This window comes from Sphaerisporangium sp. NPDC049002 (genome assembly GCF_040649355.1).
In the GTDB taxonomy this organism is placed as follows: domain Bacteria; phylum Actinomycetota; class Actinomycetes; order Streptosporangiales; family Streptosporangiaceae; genus Sphaerisporangium.
In genome coordinates this window covers 1-11,383 of record NZ_JBEZFH010000232.1, presented here as the reverse complement: position 1 = coordinate 11,383, position 11,383 = coordinate 1, and the positions used below count along the sequence as shown (strand labels likewise).

The following is an 11,383-nucleotide window of genomic DNA, read 5'->3' as shown; positions in this document are numbered from 1 at the left end:
AAAGCTACGAGGCCGGACTCCACCTCCGAGGCTCGATCATGTGGCTGAAGCTCCTCACCTCAACCACATGATCCGAACTCCAAACAGCTCCTAGTGCGGTGACAGGTCGCCTCCGGTGGAAGCCCCCGACGACGCAGCATCACCGGTGCCCTTCGGATGCCTGGGCGTGGCGGGGTTGTTTGCCGCATAGTGGAGGAAGCCGTACCGAGCCGGTCCCCCATGCCAGCGGCCCGGCCGACTTTCACCGGACGCACGCGGAGGCTTCCCGTGTTCGAGCGCTTCACCGATTCCGCCCGTCGTGCCGTGGTCGCCGCCCAGGAAGAGGCCAGGCGGCTCAACCACGACTACATCGGCACCGAGCACGTGCTCCTCGGCCTCCTGGGTGAGGGCAAGGGGCTCGCGGCGACGGTGCTGAAGGGCCACGGCCTCAGCCTGGACGACGTCAGGACGAACGTCGAGGAGATCGTCGGGCCCGGGGAAGGCGCACCCGGGGCGCACATCCCCTTCACCCCGCGCGCCAAGAAGGTCCTCGAACTGTCCCTCCGCGAAGCCCTCCAACTGCACCACAACTACATCAGCACCGAGCACATCCTGCTCGGTCTGGTCCGGGAGGGCGAGGGGGTCGCCGTCCAGGTGCTGTCGCTCCAGGAGGTCGACCTCCAGCAGGTGCGCGAGCAGCTCATCGAGGGAGCGGAGACCCGCAGGGTCCGCCGCCTCGCCAACCCCGCCGAGGACACCGTCCTGTTCACCCCCGCGCAGGGCCTGGGCTCGCGCCTGGAGCGCATCCAGGAAAGCCTCGACCGCATAGAGCGCAGGCTCGACGCCATGGGGGTCCCGCCCGCGCCCCCGGCACCGCCGGCCTCTCCCGCCCCGGGCGAGACGGGCACCGGCGCGAGTACGGGCGAGGCGGACCCCACGTGATCAGGTGAACCGCCGCGATCCCGCGGCCGGGTCGCGGGTCGCCGGCACCAGCGTGCCCGCGGCCATCCGCGCCTCCAGCACACCGGGGTCCTCGGTGTAGGCCAGCGTCGCGCCGAGGGAGAGCAGCAGGCGGCGCATGCGCACGTTGTCCGAGAGCAGGGTCGCCCTGACCTCCGCGAAGCCGAGGTCACAGGCCTCCTGGAGCAGCATGCGGGCCAGCGCGCCCCCGAGGCCCCGCGCCTGCCACCGGTCCTCGACCAGGAACGCCATCTCGGCGATGCCGGGATCCTGGGTGAAGATCAGGTTGGCGAGGGCCACCACCTGGCCGTCGTACCCGGCGACGAGCGAGTGCCCCCGGTCGCGGTCGCAGAGCCGGTCGAACATGCGCGGCGGCAGGGCCGGCATGGAGGTGAAGTAGCGGAACCTCCGGGAGTCGGGAGAGCACCGGTCGTGAAGGTCGCGCACGGCCTCGCGGTAGAGGAGGGTGAGGGGGCGCACCTGCACCTCCACCCCGTCGCTGAGCAGCACCGGGCGCTCCGCCGCCGTGGCCTCGGCCGGAGGCTGCGCCAGCCGTACCAGCGCCGCCGCCCGGGCGGCCTCGGTCAGCGTGAACGAGAGCCCGCTCCTGCGGAGCCGGACGGCGCGGCGCGAGGCGACGGGCACGGTGAGCAGCGTCGGGTCCGGCAGGTCGGACGACATGTCGGCCCCGTACACCCAGCGGGCGTCGTCGGCCCGCAGCAGGTCGGCCAGCACCTCGGGCAGGCGCCAGGGCGCGGCCCGCAGGCGGGAGGCGAGCAGCAGGACGCGGGTGGGCTCGTCGGTCAGCTCGTGGGCGGTGGCGGGCACGACCTGCACGCGCCGGCCGCCCGCCGCCTCCAGGGCCTCGCGCACGGTCTCGGCGGACGCCGGGATGTCCGCGACGAACTCGTCCACGGTGCCGTCGGTGTCAGGTTGGACGCTGAGTCCAAGGATGTTGCCGCCCCTGGCCGCGAGCGCGGCGGTGAGGGAGGCCAACCGGCCCGGCCGCTCGTCAACCGTGGTACGAATCCGCAAGAACCCCATCAAAACCCCCTGTTGTCTGGTCACCAGAATGCCGTCGGACTGTTACAAAGCTGCTACACAGGGATGAGCCGGCGGTTTCGTTTACATGCTTTGCTCCTGAACGCGCGCTTTCATACGACGTGTCGTGAATCGCCGTGCTTTCCGGTGGCAGGCTGCGGAGCGGCCGACGGATATAGCAGGATGTGGCGATACGAGCGGTCGCGTTCCCCGCTGCGGAGATCTGGTCGGCTCCGCCCCCGGCCGACGCGCGCCCACGGTGAGCGAACCCTTCGACGGCGAGCGACACCGGCACCACCACCATCACGATCAACAGGTAGGAGGAGGGGTCCCGCACCCCTGCGGGCGCGGGACCCCGGATTCTCGATGACCGATCTGCTCTTCCGCGGCGGACGCGTGTTCACCGGCTCGACACGCCTGCCCGTCGCTCCCCCATATCCCGCTCACCCCGGATCCACCGGCCCGGACGCGTTCGCCGAGGCGGTGCTGGTCAGGGACGGGCGGATCGCCGCCGTGGGCGCCGAGGCCGACGTCGCGGGTCAGGCGCGCCCCGGCCACGAGACGGTGGACCTCGCCGGCAGGCTGCTGACGCCCGGTTTCACCGACGCCCACATCCACCCGGTGCAGGCCGGGCTCGAACGGTCGAAGTGCGAGCTGTCGGAGGTGTTCGGCCTCGCCGCCTACGTCCAGAAGGTCGCGGTGTACGCCAAGGAACACCCGGACAAGAAGTGGATCGACGGCGGCGGCTGGGACATGGCCGCCTTCCCCGGCGGGCTCCCCCACCGCACGCAGCTCGACTTCGTGGACCGGCCCGTCTACCTGATCCAGCGCGACCACCACGCCGCCTGGGTGAACACCCGCGCCCTTTCGATCGCCGGGATCACCGCCGAGACGCCCGACCCCGCCGACGGCCGGATCGAGCGCGACCCCGACGGCACGCCGAGCGGCGTCCTGCACGAGGGCGCCATGGACCTGGTCGGCCTGCTCACCCCCCGGCCGACCGCCGGCGACGTCGACGCGGCCCTGATGGACGCGCAGTCGTACCTGTTCTCCCTGGGCATCACCGGCTGGCAGGACGCGATCGTCGGCTCGTACGCGGGTTCCGACGACTTCTTCCCTGCCTACCTGTCCGCCGCCGGCTCGGGGCGGCTGAGGGCGCGCGTCGTCGGCGCCCTGTGGTGGGACCGGACCAGGGGCGCAGAGCAGATCGAGGAGATGACCGAGCGCCGCTCCCGGACCGGAGGGCGGTTCTCCGCCGGATCGGTGAAGATCATGCAGGACGGCATCGCGGAGAACTTCACCGCCGCCGTCATCGAGCCCTACTGCAACTGCGGCCCCGACCAGCGCGGCCTGTCGTACGTGGACCCGGCCCTGCTCAAGGGCTACGTCGCCGAGCTGGACCGCCTCGGCTTCCAGGTGCACTTCCACGCCATCGGCGAGCGCGCCGTACGGGAGTCCCTGGACGCGCTGGAGGGGACGGCGCCCGGCAACCGGCACCACATCGCCCACCTGCAGATCGTCGAACCCTCCGATGTGCCCCGCTTCGCGCGGCTCGGCGTAACCGCCAACCTCCAGCCGCTGTGGGCGACCCACCACCTGCAGATGGACGAGCTGTGCATCCCCTACCTCGGGGAGGAGCGCTCGTCCTGGCAGTACCCGTTCGCCGACCTCGTGCGTACGGGCGCGCGGCTGTGCGCGGGCAGCGACTGGCCGGTCTCCTCGGCCGACCCGTTGCAGGGCATGCACGTGGCGGTCAACCGCACCGAGCCGGGCGGGTCGGTGCACGCGGGCTACCCGACGGCCCAGACCCCGTTCCTGCCGGGGCAGAGCCTCGACCTCGCCACCGTGATGACCGCGTACACCGCGGGATCGGCCTGGATCAACCACGACGACGAGGCCGGCGTCATCGCGGAGGGCAACCGCGCCGACCTGGTGGTGCTCGACCGCGACCCGTTCGACCTGCCGGCCAAGGAGATCTGGACCACCAAGGTGGCCATGACCTTCGTCGGCGGCGAGGCCGTCTACGAGCGCCCGGCCTGAGCCCGCGGGCCTGCCGGATGACGATGCCCCCGCGGGTCACCCGCGAGGGCATCGCTCGTTTCAACGCACTACCGGCAGAGACCTACCAGGGCGAACGGTTGTTGCGAAGCCGCTCCAGAGCCTCGGCGAGGATCGCGGCGCCGTCGGTGTCGCTGCGCCGCTCCTTCACGTAGGCCAGGTGGGTCTTGTACGGCTCGTTGCGCGGGGGCGCGGGCGGAGCCGACTCGTCCTGACCGGCGGGAAGACCGCATCGAGGGCAGTCCCAGTACTCAGGGACGGCCGCGTCACTGGCGAAACTCGGACGCGTCTCGTGCATGTTGGCGCACCAGAACGAGACCCGCACGCGAGGGGCCGCCTCGCCACGCTCGGCCTCCCCCATCGGACCGGCGCCGACACGGCTACCACGGATCGCGTTGCCACTACCCACGGATGAACTCCTCGCTTGATCGCCCCGCCACGGACGGGGAAAGAATCTCTGTCAGGCTTTCCGGGAATGACCGTTACCCCCGGTAAGGTCACTACGCCGGTAGGTCCGCTACGGCTTGAGCAGCAGGCCCAGCGCGATGATGCAGACGAACCAGATCGTGCCGGTGATGATCGTCAGCCGGTCGAGGTTCCGCTCCACGACCGAGGATCCGCCGAACGACGACGTGAAACCGCCGCCGAAGAGATCCGAGAGGCCACCACCCTTGCCCTTGTGCAGCAACACGAGTAGCACCATGAGTGCGCTCGACAGGATGAGGGCGATGGATATTCCGATAGTCACCGTTGACCTGTTCCCTGTTACGCGCGCCGAAGCGCGACCTGACCTGCCCGGCGATCGCCGGGGTGATGATTCAAAGTTTCTCTTCGAGGGTACGTCGTGATGTCAACTCGTACCTCCGAAACAGCTCAGCTAGCCCGACATTTCGCCAAAACGGCAGATCTTTGCGAACTCGACCGGGTCCAGGCTCGCGCCACCGACCAGGGCTCCGTCGACATCGGGCTGGGCCATGATGCCGGCGATGTTGCCGGACTTGACCGACCCACCGTAAAGGATACGGACACCCCCGGCCACCTCGTCGTCGTACAGCTCGGCGAGTCGCGTGCGGATGGCCCCGCACACCTCCTGCGCGTCGTCGGGCGTGGCCACCTCGCCGGTGCCGATGGCCCACACCGGCTCGTAGGCGACGACGAGCGACTTGGCCTGGTCGGTCTTCACGCCGTTGAGGGCGGCGTCGAGCTGCGACAAGGCGTAGGCGACCTGGCCGCCCGCCTGGCGGACCGCGAGGCCCTCGCCCACGCACAGGATCGGCGTGAGCGAGTGCCGGTAGGCCCCCTGCACCTTGGCGTTGACGAGCTGGTCGTCCTCGCGGTGGTGCTCGCGCCGCTCAGAGTGCCCGGCGAGGACGAACGTGCAGCCCAGCTTGGCGAGCATCGAACCGGAGATCTCACCGGTGTAGGCGCCGCTGTCGTGGGCGGACAGGTCCTGCGCGCCGTACTCGATGCGGAGCTTGTCACCGTCGACCAGGGTCTGCACGCTGCGCAGATCGGTGAACGGCGGCAGGACCGCCACCTCGGTGCGGTCGAAGTCCTTGTCGGTCAGCGTGAACGCCAGCTTCTGGACGAGTGCGATGGCCTCAAGGTGATTGAGGTTCATCTTCCAGTTGCCGGCGACGAGCGGCTTGCGGGCAGTGCTCATGGATCGCTCAGTCCTCCAGGGCGGCGAGTCCGGGGAGGGTCTTGCCCTCAAGGTATTCGAGGCTGGCTCCGCCACCGGTCGAGATGTGGGAGAAGCCGTCCTCGGGGAGACCGAGCTTACGCACGGCGGCGGCAGAGTCGCCACCACCGACCACGGTGAACGCGTCCGAGGCGATCAGCGCCTCGGCCACCGCACGGGTGCCGCCGGAGAACGCGTCGAACTCGAACACGCCCATCGGGCCGTTCCAGAAGACGGTCGCGGCGTCGGCCAGCTTGCCCGCGAACAGCTCGCGGGTCTTCGGGCCGATGTCGAGGCCCTCGCGGTCGGCGGGGATCGCCGTCGCCTCGACCACCTCGTGCTCGGCGTCCTCGGCGAACTCGGTCGCGGCCAGCACGTCGACCGGGAGCACCAGGTCGACCCCGCGCTTGTCGGCCTCGGCGATGAAACCGCGCACCTGGTCGAGCTGGTCGGCCTGCAGCAGGGAGTTGCCGACCTCGTGGCCCTGGGCCTTGAGGAAGGTGTACGCCATGCCGCCGCCGATGATCAGGCGGTCGACCTTGCCGAGCAGGTTCGCGATCACGCCGAGCTTGTCGGAGACCTTGGCCCCGCCGAGCACGACGGCGTACGGCCTGGCGGGCTCCTCGGTGAGCTTCTTCAGAACCTCGACCTCGGCCACGACCAGCCCGCCCGCGGCGTGCGGGAGGCGCTTGGGCACGTCGTAGACGCTGGCGTGCTTGCGGTGCACCGCGCCGAACCCGTCGCCGACGTAGAGCTCGGCCAGCTCGGCGAGGCGGCCCGCGAACGCGCCCCGCACCTCGTCGTCCTTGGACTCCTCTCCCGGCTCGAAGCGGAGGTTCTCAAGGAGGGCGACCTCCCCGTCGGCCAGGCCCTCGACGGTGCTCCGGGCGGAGTCGCCGACGACGTCCTCGGCGAACTTCACCGGGCGGCCGAGCAGCTCACCCAGCCGCGCGGCCACCGGAGCCAGCGAGAACTCCGGCGCGACCTTGCCCTTGGGACGGCCGAGGTGGGCGCAGACGACCACCCGCGCGCCGCGCTCGGCCAACGAGGTGATCGTCGGGACCGAGGCGCGGATGCGGCCGTCGTCGGTGATGGTGTCCCCGTCGAGGGGGACGTTGAGGTCGGCGCGCACGAGCACGCGCCGACCCTTGACGTCGAGGGAGTCGATGGTCCGCATCAGAGCTGCGCGCCCACCAGCTCGATGAGGTCACCGAGGCGGTTGGAGTAACCCCACTCGTTGTCGTACCAGCCGACGACCTTCACCTGGTTGCCGATGACCTTGGTCAGACCGGCGTCGAAGATGCAGGAGGAGGGGTCGGTGACGATGTCGGACGACACGATCTCGTCCTCGGTGTAGGTGAGGAAACCGCGCAGCGGGCCCTCGGCGGCGGCCTTGATCGCGGCGTTGACCTCTTCGACGGAGGTCTCACGGCTGACGTCGACGGTCAGGTCGGTGGCCGAGCCGGTGGGGATCGGCACCCGCAGCGCGAAGCCGTCGAGCTTGCCCTTGAGCTCGGGGAGCACCAGGCCGATCGCCTTGGCGGCGCCGGTGGAGGTCGGCACGATGTTCAGGGCGGCGGCGCGGGCGCGGCGCAGGTCCTTGTGGGGGCCGTCCTGCAGGTTCTGGTCCTGGGTGTAGGCGTGGATCGTGGTCATCAGACCCTTCTCGATGCCGAAGGTGTCGTTGATGACCTTCGCCATGGGGGCCAGGCAGTTGGTCGTGCAGGAGGCGTTGGAGATGATCGTGTGCGCCGAGGGGTCGTACAGGTCGTGGTTGACGCCCATGACGATGGTGATGTCCTCGCCCTTCGCGGGGGCGGAGATGATGACCTTCTTGGCGCCGTTGTCGGCGTGGACCCGAGCCTTGGCGGCGTCGGTGAACAGGCCGGTGGACTCCACGACCACGTCGACGCCCAGCTCGCCCCAGGGCAGCTTGGCAGGGTCGCGCTCGGCGAACACCTTGATCGCCTTGCCGTCGACGGTGATCTCGTCGGCGCTGCTCTTCACCTCGTACGGCAGGCGGCCAAGAATGCTGTCGTACTTGAGCAGGTGGGCAAGGGTGGCGTTGTCGGTCAGGTCGTTGACCGCGACGACCTCGATGTCCTTACCGCTGGCCGCTACGGCTCGCCAGAAGTTGCGGCCGATACGGCCGAAGCCGTTGATGCCTACGCGGATGCTCACGGAAACAGATCTCCTCGAACTTCGTGCGCCGGCCTGCCGGCGCCATGGCGGGCTGAAACCTCAGATAACCCTACCGGGTAATAATTGGTGTAGACCACGTGGCTCTCCCCTTTGCGAGCCCCGCCCGTACACCACGACATCCTCCCAGCTCAGAGGCCCGACCACCCCCACCCGCCACCACGATCACCCGAGCCGACCCCGCCCCGAAGCCGACGCGTCCGGGAACCCCGAAGACCATCGCCGAACCAGCCGGCGAACGGACGAGGCCCGAGTCACAACGACCCCACTCGCACCAGGCCCACGGACCAGCCAGGCCCGAGCACCAAGACCCCACCCGAAGCGGCCAACGGACCGGCGGGCCCACGGCACAAAGGTCATGCCGGAGCCGGCCGTCGAACCGGCACGCCCGGAGCCAGGACAGCCTGCTGGAACCGGCCGGCGAACAGCACGGCCCGACCTCGGACACCGCACCCGAACCGCTCGGTGGACCGGCGTTGCCGCGATCCCGATCGTCACGCCCGATACGACCAGGGAACCTGGTGCGTAGCCACGCCGGTCAGGGGACCTGGTGCGTACAGGGTCACGATGGTCACGCCCCATACGACCAGGGAACCCCGTGCGTAGCCACGCCGGTCAAGGGACCTGGTGCGTACAGGGTCACGATGGTCACGCCGAATCGGTCAGGGAAGCGGTGCGCACGGGGTCACGGGGCGAGCATTTCGGCGGTGAGGTTGGCGTCGGTGCTGGCGATGCCGAGGTCGGAGGCCCGCTTGTCGGCCATGGCGAGCAGCCGCCGGATCCGGCCGGCGATGGCGTCCTTGGTCAGCGGCGGATCGGCGATCTGACCCAGTTCCTCCAGCGAGGCCTGCTTGTGCTCCACCCGCAGCCGCCCGGCGATCACCAGGTGCTCGGGGGCGTCGTCACCGAGGATCTCCAGCGCCCGCTGCACCCGCGCTCCCGCGGCCACCGCCGCACGGGCCGACCTGCGCAGGTTCGCGTCGTCGAAGTTGGCCAGCCGGTGGGCCGTGGCACGCACCTCGCGGCGCATCCGGCGCTCCTCCCAGGCCAGCACGCTGTCGTGGGCCCCGAGGCGGGTGAGCAGCGCGCTGATCGCGTCGCCGTCTCTGACCACCACCCGGTCGACCCCGCGCACCTCCCGCGCCTTGGCGTGGATCTTCAGCCGCCGCGCCGAACCTACCAGCGCCAGCGCCGCCTCCGGCCCGGGGCAGGTCACCTCCAGCGACATCGAACGGCCCGGCTCGGTCAGCGAGCCGTGCGCGAGGAAGGCCCCCCGCCACGCGGCCTCTGCGTCGCACGTCGCCCCAGACACCACCTGGCGCGGCAGCCCGCGCACAGGCCGCCCGTGGTTGTCGATCAAACCGGTCTGGCGGGCCAGCGCCTCGCCGTCACGGTAAACCCGGACCACATATCTCGACCCCTTGCGCAGGCCGGCCGGCGCGAGCACCAGCACCTCGGCCTTGTGCCCGAACACCTCGCCGATGTCCTTGATCAGACGTCGAGCGGTGACATTGGTGTCGAGCTCCGCCTCGATGACGATGCGCCCGCCCACAAGGTGCAGCCCGCTCGCGAACCGAAGCAATGTCGACACCTCGGCCTTACGGCAGCAAGGCTTCAGCACCGCAAGCCGGCTCAGCTCGTCCTTCACCACACCCGTCATGGCCATGTGCCTGTGTCCTCCCCCAAACAGACGCGTCTCATGGTCGAAGCCGCATCCTCGCGCCCCGTGGACGTTGACTCCGCCCGACGCGGCTCCATCGGCCCCCGGCAAGTCTCTCGCACCCCGTGGGCGCGCTGACCAGGATCAACGCTTCCCACGGAAAATCTCGTCCAGGACCGAGGCAAGCCGTCGTGCATCATGCCTCGGGGAGCCGTCGGAGGCCGCCACGTCGGCGAGCACCAGCCGCCCGCCGAGGGCGTCGGCGGCCTTCTCCAGCTCGTCACGCTCCTCCACCACCCCGTGATCGGCCAGCACGACGTCGACCGTGAGGTCGGGGGCGTGCTGGCGCAGCACCTGCAGGTGCTTCTCGGCGGAGAAGCCGTCGGTCTCCCCCGGCTGCGGCGCCAGGTTCAGCGCGACCAGCCGCCGCGCGCCGGTGGTGTGCAGCGCCTCGGCGAGCTGGGGCACCTTCAGGTGGGGCAGCACGCTGGTGAACCACGACCCCGGGCCGAACACGACCCAGTCGGCGCCGCGCACCGCCTCCACCGCCTCGGGACAGGCGGGCGGGTCGGCGGGCACCAGGGAGATCGCCTGGACGTTGCCGGGCGTCACCGCGCAGGCGACCTGCCCCCGGACGACCGTCACCCTGCCGTCGAGCTCCACCTCGGCCTCGATGTCGATCGGGACCGACGCCATCGGCAGCACCCGGCCGTGCGCCCCCAGCAGGCGGCCGACCCAGTCGAGCCCGGCCACCGGGTCATCGAGCAGCTCCCAGAGCGCCACGATCAAAAGGTTGCCGACGGCGTGGCCGTGTAACTGGCCCTCGCTGCGGAAGCGGTGCTGGACCACCTTGCTCCAGGTCTGGCCCCAGTCGTCGTCTCCGCACAGGGCGGCCAGCGCCATGCGCAGGTCACCGGGGGGAAGGACGCCCAGCTCGCGCCTGAGCCGCCCGCTGGAGCCCCCGTCATCGGCGACCGTCACCACCGCCGTCAGCTCGCCGGTGACCCGCCTCAGGGCCGACAGGGACGCGTACAGGCCGTGCCCACCACCGAAGGCCACCACCCGCACCTCACGCCCACCCCGCGCCGGCTTCCCCTCACCGTTCCAGACCTCCTCCAGCGAGCCGAACCTCCCCTCAAGACCGCCGATCTCCTCCGACCTCGGCTTCCCCTCAGACCCGCCGACCTCCTCCGACCTCGGCTTCCCCTCACGAACGCCCGGCTTTTCTGAGATCAGCTTCCCCTCTCGGACGCCGGTCTCCTGCGACGAGGTCAGTCTCCCCCGACGGGCACTGATCTCCTCCGAGGTCGGCTTCCGCTCAGGGTCGCCGGTCTCCTGCGGCCGGGTCAGCTTGTCCTCACGGCCGGCGGCCTCCTTCGGCGGGATCCTGTCCGGCTCGAAGATCCTCGGCCCGGCAGCGCCCGGGTGCGCGCCCTCTTCGGTTTCGCAGTCTGATCCCCCGCCTGGCGGGACCTCACCACGGGAGGTGCCCGCGGGTGCCCCGTTTCGATCGCTCACTCGCGGCCCACATCCCGATGGCTCACCTGCACTTCCATGCCCCGATCGCGCAGTCGGGCGCCGATCTGCTCGGACATGGCCACGCTCCGGTGCTTGCCTCCGGTGCAGCCCACCGCGAGGGTGGCGTAGCCCTTGCCCTCGCGGACGTAACCGGTGGCGACGACGCGGAGAACCTCCTCGTAGGCGTCCAGGAACTCCTTGGCGCCCGGCTGGTTCAGGACGTACTCGCGCACGGGGGCGGCTCCCGGTTTTCCTAAATCAGTCACGATTTTGGGGGATTTATCACC

General features: G+C 70.4%; 10 protein-coding genes and 1 pseudogene. 2 read left to right on the top strand and 9 right to left on the bottom strand.

Going from position 1 to position 11,383, the window contains the following annotated elements:
- Window positions 1–267 precede the first annotated feature (267 nt).
- A pseudogene (locus AB0B89_RS31010) lies at window positions 268–687 on the top strand (Clp protease N-terminal domain-containing protein); the annotation flags it as partial.
- Between the two features lie 234 nt (window positions 688–921).
- On the opposite strand, the gene AB0B89_RS31005 reads toward AB0B89_RS31010, so the two are convergent.
- Window positions 922–1,983, bottom strand: a complete 1,062-nt coding sequence (locus tag AB0B89_RS31005; RefSeq protein WP_358559889.1) for a GNAT family N-acetyltransferase — start codon at window positions 1,981–1,983, stop codon at window positions 922–924.
- Between the two features lie 363 nt (window positions 1,984–2,346).
- Here AB0B89_RS31005 and AB0B89_RS31000 point away from each other — a divergent pair, with 363 nt between their 5' ends.
- Window positions 2,347–4,020 carry an amidohydrolase gene (locus tag AB0B89_RS31000; protein WP_358559887.1) on the top strand — a complete coding sequence of 558 codons (1,674 nt, stop codon included), beginning with the start codon at window positions 2,347–2,349 and terminating at the stop codon, window positions 4,018–4,020.
- 82 nt (window positions 4,021–4,102) lie between these two features.
- Here the strand turns inward: AB0B89_RS31000 and AB0B89_RS30995 are convergent, their stop codons facing one another.
- From AB0B89_RS30995 to AB0B89_RS30960, 8 genes are all read right to left on the bottom strand, one after another.
- On the bottom strand, window positions 4,103–4,447 hold the full coding sequence (locus tag AB0B89_RS30995; protein ID WP_189163482.1) for an RNA polymerase-binding protein RbpA: 345 nt from the start codon (window positions 4,445–4,447) through the stop codon (window positions 4,103–4,105).
- Between the two features lie 108 nt (window positions 4,448–4,555).
- A complete protein-coding gene (gene secG / locus AB0B89_RS30990; protein WP_358559885.1) occupies window positions 4,556–4,786 on the bottom strand; it encodes a preprotein translocase subunit SecG in 231 nt (76 codons plus the stop codon).
- Window positions 4,787–4,915: 129 nt separating this feature from the next.
- On the bottom strand, window positions 4,916–5,701 hold the full coding sequence (gene tpiA / locus AB0B89_RS30985) for a triose-phosphate isomerase (RefSeq protein ID WP_358559883.1): 786 nt from the start codon (window positions 5,699–5,701) through the stop codon (window positions 4,916–4,918).
- A gap of 7 nt (window positions 5,702–5,708) precedes the next feature.
- On the bottom strand, window positions 5,709–6,896 hold the full coding sequence (locus AB0B89_RS30980) for a phosphoglycerate kinase (protein ID WP_358559881.1): 1,188 nt from the start codon (window positions 6,894–6,896) through the stop codon (window positions 5,709–5,711).
- Window positions 6,896–7,900, bottom strand: coding sequence for a type I glyceraldehyde-3-phosphate dehydrogenase (gene gap / locus AB0B89_RS30975; RefSeq protein ID WP_358559879.1), 1,005 nt, complete (start codon window positions 7,898–7,900; stop codon window positions 6,896–6,898). Before gap ends, AB0B89_RS30980 begins: the two co-directional genes overlap by 1 nt.
- A gap of 703 nt (window positions 7,901–8,603) precedes the next feature.
- Window positions 8,604–9,584, bottom strand: a complete 981-nt coding sequence (whiA, locus tag AB0B89_RS30970; RefSeq protein WP_248965560.1) for a DNA-binding protein WhiA — start codon at window positions 9,582–9,584, stop codon at window positions 8,604–8,606.
- A 138-nt stretch (window positions 9,585–9,722) separates the two neighbouring features.
- Complete coding sequence (gene yvcK, locus AB0B89_RS30965) at window positions 9,723–10,640, bottom strand: uridine diphosphate-N-acetylglucosamine-binding protein YvcK (protein ID WP_358559891.1); 918 nt, start codon at window positions 10,638–10,640, stop codon at window positions 9,723–9,725.
- Window positions 10,641–11,092: 452 nt separating this feature from the next.
- Window positions 11,093–11,383: RNase adapter RapZ (locus AB0B89_RS30960; protein ID WP_358559877.1), on the bottom strand; the 291-nt coding region annotated here is incomplete at its 5' end.

What these genes read in the sequence shown, in the direction of transcription:
- tpiA (WP_358559883.1), bottom strand. Translation starts at nt 5,701, where the DNA reads ATGAGCACTGCCCGCAAGCCGCTCGTCGCCGGCAACTGGAAGATGAAC.
- AB0B89_RS31005 (WP_358559889.1), bottom strand. Translation starts at nt 1,983, where the DNA reads ATGGGGTTCTTGCGGATTCGTACCACGGTTGACGAGCGGCCGGGCCGG.
- AB0B89_RS30980 (WP_358559881.1), bottom strand. Translation starts at nt 6,896, where the DNA reads ATGCGGACCATCGACTCCCTCGACGTCAAGGGTCGGCGCGTGCTCGTG.
- AB0B89_RS31000 (WP_358559887.1), top strand. Translation starts at nt 2,347, where the DNA reads ATGACCGATCTGCTCTTCCGCGGCGGACGCGTGTTCACCGGCTCGACA.
- whiA (WP_248965560.1), bottom strand. Translation starts at nt 9,584, where the DNA reads ATGGCCATGACGGGTGTGGTGAAGGACGAGCTGAGCCGGCTTGCGGTG.